Origin of the sequence: Polyangium sp. y55x31, from assembly GCF_029946505.1 — a bacterium.
Classification (GTDB): Bacteria; Myxococcota_A; Polyangia; order Polyangiales; family Polyangiaceae; genus Polyangium.
Window position 1 is genome coordinate 155,002 of record NZ_JARZHG010000018.1, and the last position, 16,063, is coordinate 171,064.

At 66.6% G+C, this 16,063-nt stretch carries 15 protein-coding genes; 8 read left to right on the forward strand and 7 right to left on the reverse strand.

Features of this window, described 5'->3' with window-relative positions:
* Positions 1-171 precede the first annotated feature (171 nt).
* Positions 172-798: a Uma2 family endonuclease gene (locus QHF84_RS28245; protein ID WP_281316557.1), complete on the forward strand. Its 627-nt coding sequence runs from the start codon at positions 172-174 to the stop codon at positions 796-798.
* Positions 799-801: 3 nt separating this feature from the next.
* Here QHF84_RS28245 and QHF84_RS28250 read toward each other — a convergent pair whose 3' ends face one another.
* Positions 802-1,227 carry a hypothetical protein gene (locus QHF84_RS28250; protein WP_281316558.1) on the reverse strand — a complete coding sequence of 142 codons (426 nt, stop codon included), beginning with the start codon at positions 1,225-1,227 and terminating at the stop codon, positions 802-804.
* Between the two features lie 191 nt (positions 1,228-1,418).
* Here QHF84_RS28250 and QHF84_RS28255 point away from each other — a divergent pair, with 191 nt between their 5' ends.
* Positions 1,419-2,054: a hypothetical protein gene (locus tag QHF84_RS28255; protein ID WP_281316559.1), complete on the forward strand. Its 636-nt coding sequence runs from the start codon at positions 1,419-1,421 to the stop codon at positions 2,052-2,054.
* Here the strand turns inward: QHF84_RS28255 and QHF84_RS28260 are convergent.
* Complete coding sequence (locus QHF84_RS28260) at positions 2,044-4,632, reverse strand: bifunctional serine/threonine-protein kinase/formylglycine-generating enzyme family protein (RefSeq protein WP_281316560.1); 2,589 nt, start codon at positions 4,630-4,632, stop codon at positions 2,044-2,046. The genes QHF84_RS28255 and QHF84_RS28260 overlap by 11 nt on opposite strands.
* A 38-nt stretch (positions 4,633-4,670) precedes the next feature.
* On the opposite strand from QHF84_RS28260, the gene QHF84_RS28265 reads away from it, so the two are divergent.
* The 6 genes from QHF84_RS28265 (at position 4,671) to QHF84_RS28290 (ending at position 10,298) form a co-directional block, all read left to right on the forward strand.
* Positions 4,671-5,609 carry an FHA domain-containing protein gene (locus QHF84_RS28265; protein WP_281316561.1) on the forward strand — a complete coding sequence of 313 codons (939 nt, stop codon included), beginning with the start codon at positions 4,671-4,673 and terminating at the stop codon, positions 5,607-5,609.
* A gap of 116 nt (positions 5,610-5,725) precedes the next feature.
* The gene (locus tag QHF84_RS28270; protein WP_281316562.1) at positions 5,726-6,757 is read left to right on the forward strand and encodes a CBASS oligonucleotide cyclase; all 1,032 of its coding nucleotides are present in this window, start codon (positions 5,726-5,728) and stop codon (positions 6,755-6,757) included.
* A 2-nt stretch (positions 6,758-6,759) separates the two neighbouring features.
* Positions 6,760-7,245: a hypothetical protein gene (locus QHF84_RS28275; RefSeq protein WP_281316563.1), complete on the forward strand. Its 486-nt coding sequence runs from the start codon at positions 6,760-6,762 to the stop codon at positions 7,243-7,245.
* Positions 7,245-8,150 carry an ATP-binding protein gene (locus QHF84_RS28280; protein WP_281316564.1) on the forward strand — a complete coding sequence of 302 codons (906 nt, stop codon included), beginning with the start codon at positions 7,245-7,247 and terminating at the stop codon, positions 8,148-8,150. Before QHF84_RS28275 ends, QHF84_RS28280 begins: the two co-directional genes overlap by 1 nt.
* Entirely contained in the window at positions 8,143-9,240 is a 1,098-nt protein-coding gene (locus QHF84_RS28285; protein ID WP_281316565.1) for an SAVED domain-containing protein, read from the forward strand. The genes QHF84_RS28280 and QHF84_RS28285 overlap by 8 nt, the downstream gene beginning before the upstream one ends.
* A gap of 20 nt (positions 9,241-9,260) precedes the next feature.
* Positions 9,261-10,298, forward strand: coding sequence for a trypsin-like peptidase domain-containing protein (locus QHF84_RS28290; protein WP_281316566.1), 1,038 nt, complete (start codon positions 9,261-9,263; stop codon positions 10,296-10,298).
* Positions 10,299-10,304: 6 nt separating this feature from the next.
* On the opposite strand, the gene QHF84_RS28295 is transcribed toward QHF84_RS28290, so the two are convergent.
* From QHF84_RS28295 to QHF84_RS28315, 5 genes are all read right to left on the reverse strand, one after another.
* Positions 10,305-10,637: an antibiotic biosynthesis monooxygenase gene (locus tag QHF84_RS28295; RefSeq protein ID WP_281316567.1), complete on the reverse strand. Its 333-nt coding sequence runs from the start codon at positions 10,635-10,637 to the stop codon at positions 10,305-10,307.
* Positions 10,638-10,643: 6 nt separating this feature from the next.
* Entirely contained in the window at positions 10,644-11,723 is a 1,080-nt protein-coding gene (locus tag QHF84_RS28300; RefSeq protein ID WP_281316568.1) for an isocitrate/isopropylmalate family dehydrogenase, read from the reverse strand.
* Positions 11,724-11,749: 26 nt separating this feature from the next.
* Positions 11,750-12,862: an alanine dehydrogenase gene (ald, locus tag QHF84_RS28305; protein ID WP_281316569.1), complete on the reverse strand. Its 1,113-nt coding sequence runs from the start codon at positions 12,860-12,862 to the stop codon at positions 11,750-11,752.
* Positions 12,863-13,023: 161 nt separating this feature from the next.
* On the reverse strand, positions 13,024-14,385 hold the full coding sequence (locus tag QHF84_RS28310) for a DUF1552 domain-containing protein (RefSeq protein WP_281316570.1): 1,362 nt from the start codon (positions 14,383-14,385) through the stop codon (positions 13,024-13,026).
* Positions 14,382-16,016, reverse strand: coding sequence for a DUF1592 domain-containing protein (locus tag QHF84_RS28315; protein WP_281316571.1), 1,635 nt, complete (start codon positions 16,014-16,016; stop codon positions 14,382-14,384). Before QHF84_RS28315 ends, QHF84_RS28310 begins: the two co-directional genes overlap by 4 nt.
* Positions 16,017-16,063 lie beyond the last annotated feature (47 nt).

Consider the following 16,063-nt stretch of genomic DNA (forward strand, 5'->3'; position numbering starts at 1 on the left):
CGCCCATCGGTTCGGGCCGTATCACGGGTCGGCGCGGCAGCTCCAATTTGTGGCGACGCCTGCGGGGGCCTCGATCGTGATCCGCGGTCGATTTTACGCAACCGCGAGCCTCCTCCTGTCGACATGGGGTTTGTGAAGCCGTTTCTCACGCGCCGAGGTATGCTGCGTCGCATGGTGGTGATCGCGATGGCAGAGGTGCTTCGGCCGGAACCGATGACGCTCGAGCAGTGGGCCGACATGGACGAGGACGAGCCGGGCGAGCTCGTCGACGGCACGCTGGTGGAGGAAGAGGTGCCGACGAATCTACACGAGCTCATCGTGAGCTGGTTGCTCTACGCCCTCATGACCTGGGCGAAGGAGCGTGGCGGTCGCGTCTTCGGCTCGGAACACAAGCTCGGCGTGTCCACGCGCCGCGGTCGCAAGCCCGACGTGACGGTGTACGCGCCTCGTACGAAGATCGACTTGCAGGCCTCGCTCTCGCGGGTTGCTCCGCTCATGGTCGTGGAGGTGATCTCCCCGCGAGCGCGTGACGTGCGTCGGGATCGCGTGGAAAAGCTCGCCGACTACGCGCGCTTCGGCGTGCGCTGGTACTGGCTGCTCGACCCCGCGGTGCGGCTCCTCGAGGTGCTGGAGCTCGGCGCGGATGGGCGGTACACGATCGCGCTGCAAGCCTCCACCGAGCGTGTATCCATACCCGGGTGTGATGGGCTCGTGCTCGATCTCGCGGACCTCTGGAGAGAGGTCGACGAGGCTGCGGCCGAGTACAACGCGCCCAGCATCGAGCGTGGGGAGGGCTAGGCGCTACGTCGACGAGCCCGCTGGCGGCGCGGGCTTGTTCCACAGCATGGAGAGATCGAGCTCGATCGCATCGAAGGGCGCGGCGCGGACCTTTTCGTCGTCGTGGTGCACGCCGCGCAGGAGCCAGCCCTCAGGGGTGAGGGCGAAGACCTCGAGCAGCCGCTCGATCCGATCCACGATCCAGAGGTGCTGCACGCCGAGGTGCAGTTCGGGCTCGTCGAGGAGCCACCAGCCGCCGGGACCGCCCTCGCCAAACCGGAACGGGGGACCGAGCTGCATCCCGAGCGACGAGTGCGCCGACGCATGCCTCGGCGCAGCGCGCGGGAACACGTACAGCGTGCCCTGGATCAGCTCGGCGACCTCATGCGGCGGGACCGCTTCGAGGTCCGCGTGCGTCGCCGGATGCAGCTTCTCCGCCGGGTGCCCCATGCCTCGACTTTACCTCATGCCTCGGGACTGCCAGCGACCTGCATGTGTCCTCGTCATTGCCGGCAGTGGAGCCGCTCCACGGTGAAATAGACTGAAATCGTCTCGCGGTTCGTCCTGTCGTACCTTCCGGGGCGCGGGCGATATTCGGTCGCCCACACAGCATTCCCCATCCCTGCAAAGGACGATCGAGCATGCCCGACCTTCCCCGTAGCGGCCACGCGCCCCGCGGCGAAACCAAGATACGGGAGCAGTTCCCGGTCGACGTCAAAATCGTACGGGGCGTTCGCTTCGAAACGAACGACGGCCGCGGCGACCTCCTGCGAATCGTCGTGATGAACGACCGCACGGTCGCGCAATACGCCCCCTATCGCGAATACCATGGCGGCAATGCCGCGATTTTCGTGGACGACGTCTCGTCGTTCACCCTGCGCTCGAGTCCCATCGAGGAGACCCAGCAGGCCGTCGAAGGGGTGCTCGGGGCGATGTCGGCGCCGCTGGAGATACCCCAGGTCGTGAGCTTCTGCCGCGGCATTCACACCCCCTCCGGCGCCCGCTGCCGCCTCTACAAGGCCGTCGACCCCGACGACGACACGAAGATGATGGGCGTCCTCATCGAGCAGGATGCGCGAGGCAGGCTGGAGCAGGTCACGTGGTACAAGACGTGGAGCGCTGGCGCAGCCTTCGCTGCGATCCCCGATGCGCTGGAGTTCGTGCTCGTGAAAGACGAGAGCGGCGCGCCGAGCCTCCATCCGAACGACATCGGCGGTTGGGCCTGGCATTACTCCACGAGCTTCGATATCGGCCCCTCGCTGGGCGTCAACCGATGACGCTCCTCGCGAGGCGAAAACCGAGCACGCCGTGTCGCCTCGTCGGACGCTCGGCATAACGCACCGACAGTCGCATCATGTCTCCCGACGAGATCCAAGCCCCACCCCTCACCGCGCGGTCGATATCGTCCTCCTCCCTCGCGGGCTCGATCTGCAAGACGTCCCCCTCGACATGCGGGCCGTCGAGGCTCCAGGGCTCGATGCACCAGTCGCGGACATTGCCTGCGGTGCCCCGAACCCCGTAGGGGCTCACGTCCGTCGGATAGCTGTGCACCGGCATGACGTGCTTTCGCTCGGCGTGGCTGCCCGATACGCACGCCCACGTCGGCTCGATCTGGTCGCCCCACGGCATGAATCGACCGTCCACGCCCCGAGCGGCCTTTTCCCATTCCAGCTCGCTCGGGAGCCGCCAGCCGAGCCCCGTCCGGCGCGCGTGGTGCGCGGCGTACGCGTTCGCCGAATACCAGTCGACGCATACGACCGGCCGCGCAGACTCGGCCTCGGGGTTCTCGAGCACGTAGCGCCCGGTGCGCGGGTCGCGCGCGTACGCGAGCTGCGCGTCGCCGTTGAACGCTGCGCCCGGCGACCTTCGCGGACAATGCCGCTCCGCCAGATCCACGAGCCCTTCCTCGACCAAATCATTCAAGAACGCGACGTACTCGCCATTCGTGACCGGATGCCTCCGGATAACGAAGCCGTCTGCCCACACCCGCCGCCGGGACATGCTCTCTCCCGCGCGAGGGTCCCCGCCGACGACGAACCACCCCGGCGGTACGTACACGTCCTCGGGCCCGAGCTCCTCTTCCCGCAAAAGGCGGATCGGATGCGCCTCGGTGCCTCCCGGACGAACACCGTCCCAATGCTCGCCGCGGCCGATAGCCACGGGATACGCGACGTCGCGATGACCAGGGGCCGAGAGTCGCACGAGATAACTGCCGCACGGCAGGCGCAGATCGCGGAGAGGCGTGTTCGCGGTGAAGGCTTTCTCCTCGCTCGCGACGAGGTAGCGGCTCACGGGCTCGTACGGCTTGACGATGGCCCGCACGAGCGGAGGGTCGGTGACCAGCGTGAGCCGCCCGTCGCCCTGAAGCAGCGCCTCGTATCGCGCGCGTTCGTCGGACGGCAGTTTGGCCGCATGGTCTTCGAGCAGCGCGGCAAAACTCGTCGCGGCCGGGCGATCATGATCGGCCTCGGCTCGCCGCAGGTTGTCCGCGTAATGCGCGGCGAGCGCAGCGTGCGCTTCTTCGAGGTCCGGCGCTTCGTTGAGGGCCGACCGGAGCTTCTGCGTCCAGTTGATCTCCTCGCGCAGGACGTCCTGCTCGATGGCGGCCGCTTCGTCTTCGAGCTGCCAGCCTGCAGCTTTCTCCTGGACACGGTCGAACGGCCGCAGGCGGTCAAGGATCTCCCGGGCTCGGGCCCGGAGCCGGCTCGCGTCCTCGCGCATGTGCTCGATCCTCGCTCGGTGCGCGTGGTGAGCATCTGCCACGATACGGTGGGCGCGCGCCTGCCGGTCGGCGCCGTCGAGCCAATCACGCACCGCGGTCATGAGCGCGCCGGCGTCGGAGAAACGGTTCGAAGGCACGCGCTCCATCGCCTTGCGGCACAACGGATAAAGCTCCTTCGGGGCCTCCGGGACAGCGACGTCCTCGATGGGAGAGGGCGGTCCGTTGCATACACGCTCGACGATCGTCTCCGGCATCTCGGGCGTTTCTGGCCGAGACGCGTACGGCGGGCGGCCGCTCAGGATCTCGTAAAGCACGGCGCCGAGAGCATACACGTCACTCGCCGCCCCCATGGCCGCGATCTCGCCGCGCGCTTGTTCCGGCGGCATGTAAAAAGGGGTCCCGGCGACCCGCGTGCGCACGCTCCCCTCCGAGGGATCGGACCTTCGAACTCCCGGCACGCCATGCGCCCCGGGCGGCTCGACGCGGGAGAGAACCCGCGCGAGGCCCCAATCCATGACGTGAACCTCTCCGAGGTCGCCGACCATGAGGTTCTGCGGGCTGATGTCCCGGTGAATGATGCGTGTCGCGTGCGCATAGGCCACAGGCTCGCAGAGCCGGCGAAAATCGTCGAGCAGGCGGCGCAATGCCTGGAGGAACTCGACGCCTCGCAGCCGGTGGAGCCTCGCGATGCGATGGCCGATCGTCTCGCCGCGGACCCGCTTCATCGTGAACCAGATCCGACCGTCGGACAGCTCGCCCCAATCGTAAATCGGGACGACCCCGGGATGCTGGAGCTCCGCCGTGATCCGCACTTCTCGTCGAAAGCGCTCGCAATCCTCCGGCAAGCTTCGCGACGGCGACTGCACCTTGAGCGCGACGCGCCGGCCGACGTGACGATCCCAAACCTCGCGAACCTCGCTGAAACCGCCCTGGCCAATCGGACCGATGTCCTCGTATCGCTCCCTGTAATCCTTTCGCGCGAGCGGCGCCGGGACAACGTGTTCGGATCCACGAACCTCGACGCGGTGTGTGGGCACGCGGGGGAGCGCGCCGTCGTAGATCCGTTCGAGCTCGCGGAGCGCGTCCTCCCCGATTCCGTACTTGTCCGCGATGAAACGAAGCTCTTCGCGCATGACCACGTCCGAGGTTGACACGGTAACGAAAGAACGGCATGGCTTCCAGCCGTCAGATGGGGGTCCTCAAGCACGTATCCTCCGGAAGAACCGTGATCCTGGCCGCCGACTCGATCGTGGGCCGCGGGCCGCGCTGCACCGTGCAGCTCGCCGATCCCGCTGCGTCGCATAACCACGCGTCCATTTCGTGGAACGGGAGCCGCTGGGAAGCGCGTGATCTTGCCAGCACGAACGGCACGTCCGTCGACGGAGAGGCGCTTCGTCTCAAGGAGCGGGAAATCCTCTCCCGGGGGAACGTTCTTCGATTCGGCGCCGACGCCGAAACATGGGAGCTCGTCGACGATCGCGGGCCCGTGGTCCTCGCGCGCTCGACGAGCACGGGCGAGGTCCGGGCGGCGGAGGACGGGCAGCTCGTGCTCCCGGACGCGGCGAACGTCTTTCTCTCGATCGTCGAGGATTCGGAGGGGCATTGGGTCGTCGAGACCCTCGAAGGAGCGCGGCGCCCGGCGAGGGACGGCGAGCAGATCACCGTCGCCGGGGAGACGTGGGAGCTCTCGGTCCCGCCGACGTCCCCGGTCGCCGGGACCTACAAGGCGCGCACGTCGCTCACGCTGAAGACGCTGTCGCTCCGGTTCCACGTGAGCCGAAATCAGGAGCACGTGTCCGTCGATATCGTCCATGGCGAGGACGTCGTGCCGCTGGGAGAGCGGACGGTGTTCGACGCGCTCCTGCAGCTTGCGCGCGAGCGCCTGAAGGATGCCGAGGCAGGGACGCTGCCGGAGGAGGAGCAAGGCTGGTACGACCTCGAGGCCTTGACGCGGGACCTCCACGTCGACGAGAAGGTCCTCAACACGACCATCTGCCGCGTGCGCAAGGCGTTCGGCAAGGCCGGCGTGGAGCGGCCGGCGGGTATCGTGGAGCGCAGGCGGCGGGAGCTCCGCATCGGCACCTCGCGTGTCGAGGTCCTCGAGTCGTAGGCAGCCCGCGTTGAAATAGGGTGAAATACCCTCCGTCCTTGCGGACGGGTGCGTCTCTCTTATTCTCGCCTCACCGACACGTCGTGATTCGACGATGTCGCGGCCTGGAGGGACCGATGGGTAAGCTCAGCACCAAGAGCGCGTCGCATCGCGCGCTCACGCATTTCGTGGATTGGATCAAGCCGGAGGAGGCGACCGAAGAGACGATCCGGACGCAGGCGGACGACATTCGAAAGCGTATCAAGGCAAAGGCAGTCGAAGACGGCCTCGTCGTGCGCTCCACGCCGTGGTCCGGCTCTTTCGCCAAGAAAACCGGCCTCCGGCGCCATATGCGCGGCAACCACGAGGTCGAGGGGCAGGACGTCGACTTGCCGTTCGTCGTCTCCCCGCAAACCAAGGAGGGGGAGGACATTCATACCCTTCTCGACAAGTTCGAGCGGTACGCGAAAGCCATTTACCCGAACACGCGGCGGAGCACGACGAAGAGCTCGATTTGCCTCGATTTCAAAAGCAATAACCTGTCGTACGACATCGTTCCCATGCTCGCCGTCGTGGGGGACGACGAGGCGCAGGTGCTCCTGCGGGGCGACGGAGAGCGCAGACTCACGTCCGTTCAGAAGCACATCGTATTCGTCAAGACGCGCACTGCGAAGAGCGACCTCCTCGACGGCCGCGTCAAGTTCAACGAAGGCGTGCGCCTCGTCAAATGGTGGCGCGAGCTCCGCCAGTCGCAGAGCGACGTCCTCGACGATGTGCCGACGATGCTCATCGATTTGCTGTGCGCCAAGGCCTTCGACGAGCACAGCGTCGACGAGACGTACACGGAGACGTTGAGCCGCTGGTTCGGGCGGATTGCGCACATCGTTCGCCAGCGGAAGCGGGTGGACTTCGGAGACTTCAAGAACCCGGCGAGCACTCCGAGCAGCGGCCTCTGGACCGTGCTCGACTCGGTGAACCCAGAGAACAACGTCGTCCCGACCTCCTGGACGAACATCAAGCTGCAGGAGTTGGCTAGGTGGTTCGAGGAGGCGCGCGATGGCATGACGCGCGTCATCGCGGCGGACATTGCGGGCGACGAGGCGGCGGTCCGCGAAGAACTCGTCGCGCTGTTCGGCAATGCCATCAAGGATCACGGGGAGGCGCCGTGACGATGAGCCACACGGCCTCACAAGCGAGCACGTTCACCGAGGCGCGGGCTCGCGCCGTCATGCACCACGTCCTCGCGGATTTCATGCTCGCGGCGGACGCAGGTCTCATCAAACGCGAAACAATCCAGAAATGGTTCGACGAGCTCAGTTACGCCGTGGCTCACAACGTGGTCAGCAGTTTCCAGCTCCAGCTCAAGACCCCTGACGGAAAACGCCTCGCGTTGAACTACGAGGTTCGAGACGACGGGACGGTGCAGGAGGGCTCCAAGGGCGGCGGGTTCGATCCCTACGGTTTTCCGCGAACGACGGGCGTCACGATATACGTCACCTACCGAAAGGGCGCGCCAAACCTCGAAAAGGTAGGGGCCTGGCTGAGAGAGCACGGGTGGGGCCCGGGCGGCAGCCTGGTCGACGGGAACACGAGCCGGGATCGGGCCTTCTCCAAGGACGGCTTCGGCGTGATGCGCAGCAAGGTAGGAGATTGGTGATGACGAACCTTCGATTGCATGAGGTTTCCCACCCGTCCAAGGACACCGCCGCCCAGTACGAGGCGCTGACGGGCATCGACGCGCACAAGGAGCAATTGCTCGACGAGCTCTCCTTGTGGCTCGACGCGAAGCGCGTGGAGAAATGGCGGAAGACGCACCACCCGAAGGGATTGCCCGGCGTGAGCGCGCTCGGCGGGGGCTCCCCGCTGATCCTCCTCTCCGGCGAGGTCGGCTGCGGAAAAACGGCCCTCGCCACATCGGTCGGGACCCCACTCGCGAACATGCTGGATTGCCTGATCCTCGCGATGGAGACGCCTTCGGATATTCGCGGGCACGGGCTCGTGGGCGAACTGTCGACACGGATCACCGAGGCATTCGAGCAGGCACGCGTGCGGGCCAAGCAGATCGGATGCGGGCTCCTGATCATCGACGAGGCCGACGATCTCGCGACCGCCCGCGGCCAGATGCAGGCGCACCACGAGGACCGCGCCGGGGTGAACGTGCTCATCAAGCAGATTGACGCGATCACCCGGGAGAAAGCGCCGCTCGCGGTCCTCATGATCACGAACCGCGCGAGCGCACTGGACCCTGCGGTGACGCGGCGAGCCTCGTTGCACCTGAGGTTTGAACGGCCAAACGCCGGGCAACGTCGCGCGGTGATGGCGCAACTCCTCGCGGGGACACGGCCGACGAAGGACGAGCTCGACGCGCTCGTGGAAGCAACGGGGGCGCGTCATGGTGTGCCTTTCAGCTTTTCGGACCTCACGGTACGCCTCGGGCGATCCGCGCTGCGGCAGGCGTGGCGGGCCGATTCCCCCTTCGGAGCGGCCGTGCTCCTGGAGGCGCTCGCGCATGTCGAACCCTCGCCACTCGTGAACCGAGAGGAGTCTCGAACCGATGCTTGATACCAACCGCCTCCTCGTAGTTACGCAACCCGTGCTCGGCGCCATTGGCCATGACGAGATCAAACGGACCCTTCCGAGGTCGCAGAGCGCGGCCGGGTGGGAGTCCTTGGAAATCGCGCCGATTCGCGCGACGCTCGGGGACTCCTACGAGCTCGACTGGACGGCTCTGCAGGCCGAGCAGGAGCGGCTCTTCGACGAGACCATGAAACCCCAGCTCGCGGAGCGAAAAGGGTTTGCCTACTTCGGATTTGCTCCGATCCCCCTCGCGATTCATCTGGGGTATCTCGTCGAGAACCGCTTCGAGATCGACCTCTACCAGCTCAACCATTCCCAGTCGAAGTGGGTCTACACCCCGGACAAACCATCCCCGAAGCGGACTGCGCTCAAGCCGATGCAGCTTCCGGAGCACGGGTCCACGGACAAAGGCCCGGTCGTGATCCGTGTCTCCACGTCAGCCCGAATCGCACCCGAAGAGACAGCCGAGGTCGTTCCGCGGAGCCTTTTCGATCTCGACATCGCGCTTGCCACGCCCCACCCCGACGCTCTGGAGACGAGCAGCGCCCTGGCCGAGGTGGTCGAGGCGTTCAACCTCGGGATCGCGCGGCTTCGAGCGCTGTTCCCCAACCGTACGGCGATCCACCTCTTCGCCGCCGTCCCGGTGGGCCTCGCATTCAAGCTCGGGACGCTGATCAACCCCACCATGTATCGGGGGGTGGTGACCTATCAGTACGCCGTGAATAAGTCGCCGCGATATCAGCGAGCGATCGTGCTCGCTGAGGACGGTTTGCGTGAAGAGCCATTCCTCGGCGACGAGGAATACGATTGGGGGAAAACCACTGCGGTCGTTTTCTACGAGTTGCTCGTGAAGGCCTACGGTGCGGCGTCGAGGGCAGAGTTGATCCTGGCGCAAAGCGGGGTCGATCGGTCTCACCTCAACTTCAACCAAAGCCCGCGGGACTACTGGAAAGCGGCGCTCGAGGTCGCGGCCCGCGGTGGTCGCCTCCGCGCGCTCGTGCAACGTGCCGTCGAGGATCCGGACATCGCAGCCTATCATCGGGAGATCAAACGACTCGCGAGCGGTACACCTTGAACCCAGATGGAGACACCCCAATGACGGAGCCCTCAGCCCATTTCCTGGACGACGCAGAATACGACTGGAGCAAACCCGAAGCCGTCGAGCTCTTCGAGATCATGGTCCGCGCCTATGGCACGGACCGCGGCATGATCGACCGATCCGGCATCGACAGACACCGCATCAACTTCAAGCAATCGCCGCGCGACATCTGGAAGGAGGCGCTCGAAGTCGCCGCGGCCGAAGGGCACACGCGAAAGCTCGCGCAGAATGCCCGAAATGACCGCTCGATCACCGCCTACCACCGCCGGCTCGATCGCCTCCTCGGCCCGCATCCGGCACCCATAGAAGCCGCCCCCCCGGCAAACGCGCGCATCGTGTGGAGCGGACAGGAGGTCATCACGGGGAAGCAGCCAACCTTCCTGGAAATGTCTTTCTTCCATGAGGGTCTTCGAATCGCACCCTCGGTCGTACGACTCAGCACGACGAGCCAAGATGACCATTTCGCGTTCGGCTCAGGCTTCCTGATCGCTCCGAATACGATCTTGACGAACCATCATGTGCTTTACGCGAGCGGTCGGCCGATGAAGGAAGTCGACATCTGGTTCAACTTCGAGCTCGACGCTTCAGGCCGACCCCTCGTCGTCGACAGATACGAAGGCGACGTCTCGACCATCCAGGGCGAAGAAGCCGACGATTGGGCCATCCTCAAGCCGAAGAAACCCTTCAAGGACACCTACAAGCCGCTGAACGTCCATCCATCCAAACCGGTGACGCGCGGCGATTTCGTCTACATCGTCCAGCATCCCGGGGGTCAGCTGAAGAAAATCGGGCTCGTACACAACGAGGTCGTGCACGTCGATCAGGCCCGGGTCCAATACCTCACCGACACCCTGCCCGGCTCCTCCGGCTCGCCCGTGTGCAACGAGCTCTGGCAGGTGGTCGCCTTGCACGCGCAAGGCATCAAAGGCGATCCCACGAAAGAACAGCCCTACAAAAACGAAGGCATCCGCATCGATCGCGTCGTCGAAGCGCTCTCGGCCCGCGGCATTCTCGAACCACGCGCCCAGCCGTGATGCCCCTCAGCCCGTCGACCCCGCCCCCGGCAGCACCAAATAATCCGCCACGGACTCCAGCCGGATGTCCGGAAACCGCTCCGCCACCGCGCTCCGCATCTGCTCCGTGTCGGCCGGATCCTCCGCCTCCGCGAACGCCTTCTGCCTCGCCGCGTCGCTCGGCCATTGTGCGTATCCGTAGAAGAGCCCGTCCGATCCGCGATGAAGCCGCGACCCGAACGAGCCCTTCTCCCGGTAATGCGCCGTGATCCGCGACCACGCCTCGATGAACGCCTCCTCCTTCCCGGGATGAAGCTTCCACCGATACAGCACCACGAACCCCGGACCGCGACCGCTCATCCTCCCCTACAGCTCCTTCGCCACCCGCTCCCGCACCCACGCCGCCGCCGCGCGCGTCCCGAGTGTCCCGCCCACGTCCACGGTGCAGGCCTTCTCCTCGATCGCCGCCGCCACCGCCTGCTCGATCCGCTTCTCCTCGTCCGGCCATCCGAGGTGCGTGAGCATCATGCCCACCGTCAGGAGCGCCGCGAACGGGTTCGCGATGTCCTTGCCCGCGAGTGGCGGCGCCGAGCCGTGCACCGGCTCGAACATCGCCACGCGCGTCGGGTCGGACGCGTGCACGTTCGCGCTCGCCGCCATCCCGAGGCCGCCTTGCAGCGCCGCGCCGAGGTCCGTCACGATGTCGCCGAAGAGGTTGTTCATCACGAGCACCTCGAACTGCGACGGGTCCTGGATCATGAGCAGGCAGAGCGCGTCCACGTAGAGGTGCCGCGACTCGATCCCCGGGTACTCGCGCCGCACCTCGTCGAACACGCGCAGCCAGAGCTCGTGCGCGTGCCGCATCGCGTTCGACTTGTCCGCCATGCACACGCGCTTGCGACCCGTGCGCTTGGCGAACTCGAACGCCGCGCGCACGATCCGCTCGACGCCCTTGCGCGTGTTGAGGTCCTCGTTGATCGCGACCTCGTCCGGCGTGCCTCGCTTGAATTGCCCGCCCATGCCGACGTAGACGCCCTCGGTGTTCTCGCGGAACACCACCATGTCCACGTCCTTCGCGCCTCGACCCTTGAGCGGCACCAGGCGATCGGACAGCGCCTTCACGGGCCGCACGTTCGCGTAGAGGTCGAAGCCGAAGCGCATGCCGAAGAGGATGTCCCGCGCGTGCTCGAGACCGGGCACGCGCGGGTCTCCCAGCGCGCCGAGCAGGACCGCGGCGCACTCGCGCTGCACCGCGATCTGGATCTCCTTCGGGAACGTCACGCCGTCGCGCAGGTAGCGATCGGCGCCCAGGTCGAGCTCCCAGAGATCGAGCGGCAAGCCCGCCTTGTCTCGGTAGATCTCGAGCAGGAGCTTCGCCTCGTGCGTGACACTCGGCCCGATCCCGTCTCCCCCGATGATGGCGATCTTCTTGCGCTGCGATCCCACGGCTCTCCCTTTCCGCTCAGCTCCGATCAGCCGAGCGCGCGCTCCACCGGCACGTACTCGAGGTTGTGCGCCTGCGCGACCGGCCCGTACGTCACCGCGCCGCCGAACGTGTTCACGCCGAGCAAGACCGCGCGATCCGCGCGCGCCGCCGCCGCCACGCCCTTGTCCGCGATCGTGAGGCCGTACTGCAGCGTCGTGTTCGTCAGCGCCCACGTGCTCGTGTGGCTCACGGCGCCCGGCATGTTCGCCACGCAGTAGTGCACGACGCCGTGCACCTCGTAGGTGGGGTTGTCGTGCGTCGTCGGCCGGCACGTCTCGATGCAGCCGCCCTGATCCACGGCCACGTCGACCACCACGCTGCCCTTCTCCATCTCGGAGATGAGCTTCTCGGTGACGAGCTTCGGCGCCTTCGCGCCCGTCACGAGCACCGCGCCGATCACGAGATCCGCGCGCGATACGCATGCCTCGATGTTGTCCGCGTTCGAGTAGAGCGTCTCGATCGCCCCGCCGAACACGTCCTCGAGGTACTCCATCGTCTGGCCGCGGACGTCGAGCACGGTCACCTGCGCGCCCATGCCGACCGCGATCGTCGCGGCGTTCTTGCCGACGACGCCGCCGCCGAGGATCACCACGCGCCCGCGCCGCGTGCCGGGCACGCCGCCGAGCAGGATGCCCTTGCCGCCGTGCTCCTTCTGCAAGCACGCCGCGCCCACCTGCACGGACATGCGGCCGGCGACCTCGCTCATCGGCCGCAGCAGCGGCAGCGAGCCATCGGCGAGCTCGATCGTCTCGTACGCCACGCCCGCGACGCCCGTCTCGGCGAGCTTCTTCGTCAGCTCGGGCTCGGCCGCGAGGTGCAGGTACGTGTAGACGATGAGGTCTTTCCGGAAGAACCCGTACTCGGCGGGGAGCGGCTCCTTCACCTTCACGACCATCTCGGCGCCCCAGGCGTCGGCGGCCGTCGGCACGATCGTCGCGCCTGCGCGCACGTAGGCCTCGTCCTTGATGCCGCTGCCTTCGCCGGCGCCCTGCTGGACGAGCACTTTGTGCCCGCGGCCCACGAAGGCGCGAACGCCCGCCGGGGTCATCCCGACGCGATACTCCCTGGTCTTGATCTCCTTGGGAACTCCGATGAGCACGATGTCTCCTCCCGACTTGGTCGACGCATCTGCGCCGCGAGGGCGCGCGCGACCATAGCAGAAGGAGAGAGACGTGGAGCCAGTTCCGCAAACGACGCGATGCGGCGATCGTGGCGACTTTCCAGGGTTTTAGCGCAGCGCGCGGAAGCAGCGCGTCAGGATCAGGACGCTTCGAGCTCCACGATCGGATCCTTCACGTACCCTTCCTCGTACCCGAACTCCGTGAGCGGCAAACCCGCGCCGCGCAGGGCCGTCATGAGCGCGCGGCTCGCATTCCCGCCGTCCTGACGGTAGTGGTAATTGCCGCGCAATCGGCCGCCGCCCTTGCCGCAGACGAGCATGGGCAGGTCGTCCTGCGAGTGGGTCCAGCCCTCGGTGTGCTCGGTGCAGACGAAGAGCGAGCTGTGATCGAGCAGGTTGCCGGTCGCGTCGGGCGTGTTCTTCAGTCGATCGAGGAAATACGCGAGCTGGCCCATGGTGAACCGCACCGCGTCCTTTTGTTTCGTGTAGGGCGCGGGCTCGGTGTGGTTCATGTAATGCTGCCCGTCGGTCGCGCCGACCATCCAGAACACCGCGCCCGAGCCGCAGGTCGAGTACTGGATCGAGAACGACCGCGTGAGCCCGCAGGAGAGCGCGAGGGCCATGAGATCGCTCATCGCCTTGTTTTTCTCGGCGATCTGTTCGTTCGAGGCGAGGTCGGGGAACACGCCCGGATCGTCCGGCTTGTTGCACTCGCCGATGGGCACGTTCAGCCGGGACTCGATCTCCGAAATGCTCGTGAGGTGCTGTTCGAGGCGCTGTTTGTCCTTCGTGCCGAGGCGCCCCTGGAGCGTCTTGATCTGCCCGCTCACGGCGTCGAGCACGCTCGCCCGCGCGCGGTCGACGAGCGGCGAGCCCGCGCCCTTGTTGAACAGGCGATCGAAAAACGCGTGCGGCGATTCCTCGGACGGATTCACGTTCGTCTCGCCGCTCTTGCTGCCGTTGTGCGAGAGGTGCTGGAAGCTCGTGCCCTCGTCGGTGCCGCGGAATCGCGTCACCGCGGCCTCGAGCGATTTGTACGGGCTCGGGGCGAGCGACTGGAAGTATTGCGCGGCCACCTGATCGATGCTCGGGTACTTCATCGTCGACACGATCGTGTCGCGCACGTCGTCGATCTTGAGGTGCGGCCCGCCCGAGCAAACCGCGGACATCCCCGAATGATGCGGGTGCCGCGGCGTCTTCACCGAGAGCCCGCTGACCACGCTCACGTATTCCTTGTACGGCAGCAGCGGGGCGAGGGCGAAGTCCTCGGGCACGGTCCAATCCGGCCCGATCGTCGGCGGGGTCCAGGTGGGCAGGTGGACGCCGTTGCCGAAAAACCAGAGGCCGAACCGCGTCGGGATGTCCTCGCCGTTGGCGAAGGCGTCGCCGTGATTGTTCAGCATCATCTCGAAGATCGGCAGGCCCACGGCGACGGCGGCGCCTCCGAGCATTCCGCGCAGGAACAGGCGGCGGGAGGGGCGTTCGATTTTGCGTGCGCTCACGGCTTCACCTCTTCCTGCGAGGGCTTGCTGGCGTAGCGATATCCGTCGTTGGTCACGAGGGCGAGGACGAGGTTCTTGAACCGGTAGTCGCTCGCCACGAAATCGGCGACGAGCTCCTCGACGCTGCCCTTGTCCCCCTTGCCGGCGAGGTGCGCGCCGGCGTGCTCGTAAAACCGCCGCGCGATGCAGGCGCCGACTTCCGGCAGCGACGCGACGAGCTCGGCCATGTCGATCGGCCCCGCGACGTCGTGGCCGTCGACCACCGTGCTCGAATCGACCGACAGGCCATTCTCGTCGGTCTCGCGATACGCGCCGATCGCGTCGTACTTCTCGAAGGCGAATCCGATCGGATCCATCCGCTCGTGGCAGCCTGCGCATTCCGGGTTGGTCCGGTGCTCGTCGAGCCGCTGCCGCAGCGTGGTCGGATTGCCGGGATCGGGCTCGGGCAGCGTGGTGCTGATCCCCGGCGGCGGCGGCGGGATGTCCTGGCAGAACAGGTTGAGCCGGACGAACCGCCCGCGATGGGTCGGCGACGTCTGCGTCTTGTGCGCGTTCAAGGCGAGGAACCCGGGCGTCGTCAGAATGCCTGCGCGCCGGCCGTCGTCGGGCAACGTGACGGGCGTCCATTCCGGCCCCGTGATGCCCTCGATGCCATAGACGCGCGCCAGGTCCTCGTTCACGTACGTGTCGCGCGTCGTGAACATGTCGCGGAAATCGCCTTCTTTCTCGAAGACGTTGTTCTCGAACATGCGCTCCATCTCGCCGCGCATCGACGGCCCGAGCGTGGCCGAGAGCTGCGGGAATTTTTCCGGTTGCTTGTCGAGCGCGTCGAGCTTGCCGATGTTCATGAAGTCGCGGAAAAACCGCGTCAGGGTCACGCGCGCGCGTGGATCATCGAGCAATCGCGACGCCTGCGCCCGCACGCCTTCCGCCGTCGCGAGCTCGCCGCGCCGGGCCGCCTCGCGCAGCGTATCGTCGGGGGGCGCGTCGAGCAGGAGGAACGACAGGCGGCTTGCCATCTCCCAGCTCGTGTACCGATACCCATCGTCGGCCCGCTCGCCGACCTCGACGCGGAACAGGAAATGCGGCGACAACAAGACCGCCGCGAGCGCGAACTTGAGGCCCTGCGCTTCGTCCTCGAGGTCGGTCGCGACGTCCGCCGAAAGCACCTGCAGCGACGTGACCTCCTCCTCGGACACGGGCCTGCGCCAGGCGCGCGAGGTGAACGAGGCGATGAAGTCCTTCACGCACGGCTCGCCCACGGCCGTCACGGGGCAACCGACGAGCGCGTCGCGCCGCGCCGGATCGGCGAAGACCTGATCGAGCACCTCGTACGTCGCCGTCTCGTATTTCTCGGCGTCGACGGGGGCGATGGTGCTGCGCGCGGCGGAGATCGACGAGAAGCCATAAAGCACGTCGTCGACCGGCAGATCCGCGGGGATCGCGAGCGGTTTGCCGAAAAGATCGAACCAGGCGTTCTGGATCTGCGGGCGTGTGAGGCGATGGAGCGTCGGCTCGGCGGGCGCGAACGCTGCGGCGGCGGCCCTCTCGTCGCCCGTGTCCCCGATGATGCCCACGCAACTCGCGAGGCCCACGAGCGCGCACAGCAAAGGCGCATAGCCCTGTCGCATGCTTTCGAGGTTACAAGACTCCAGGGAGTCGTCACAAGCGGGATCGT

Coding starts and splice junctions, on each gene's coding strand:
- QHF84_RS28315 (WP_281316571.1), bottom strand. CDS start 16,016: ATGCGACAGGGCTATGCGCCTTTGCTGTGCGCGCTCGTGGGCCTCGCG.
- QHF84_RS28280 (WP_281316564.1), top strand. CDS start 7,245: ATGACGAACCTTCGATTGCATGAGGTTTCCCACCCGTCCAAGGACACC.
- QHF84_RS28290 (WP_281316566.1), top strand. CDS start 9,261: ATGACGGAGCCCTCAGCCCATTTCCTGGACGACGCAGAATACGACTGG.
- QHF84_RS28255 (WP_281316559.1), top strand. CDS start 1,419: ATGCCCGACCTTCCCCGTAGCGGCCACGCGCCCCGCGGCGAAACCAAG.
- QHF84_RS28295 (WP_281316567.1), bottom strand. CDS start 10,637: ATGAGCGGTCGCGGTCCGGGGTTCGTGGTGCTGTATCGGTGGAAGCTT.
- QHF84_RS28265 (WP_281316561.1), top strand. CDS start 4,671: ATGGCTTCCAGCCGTCAGATGGGGGTCCTCAAGCACGTATCCTCCGGA.
- QHF84_RS28250 (WP_281316558.1), bottom strand. CDS start 1,227: ATGGGGCACCCGGCGGAGAAGCTGCATCCGGCGACGCACGCGGACCTC.
- QHF84_RS28285 (WP_281316565.1), top strand. CDS start 8,143: ATGCTTGATACCAACCGCCTCCTCGTAGTTACGCAACCCGTGCTCGGC.
- QHF84_RS28270 (WP_281316562.1), top strand. CDS start 5,726: ATGGGTAAGCTCAGCACCAAGAGCGCGTCGCATCGCGCGCTCACGCAT.
- QHF84_RS28260 (WP_281316560.1), bottom strand. CDS start 4,632: ATGCGCGAAGAGCTTCGTTTCATCGCGGACAAGTACGGAATCGGGGAG.
- QHF84_RS28245 (WP_281316557.1), top strand. CDS start 172: ATGGTGGTGATCGCGATGGCAGAGGTGCTTCGGCCGGAACCGATGACG.
- QHF84_RS28275 (WP_281316563.1), top strand. CDS start 6,760: ATGAGCCACACGGCCTCACAAGCGAGCACGTTCACCGAGGCGCGGGCT.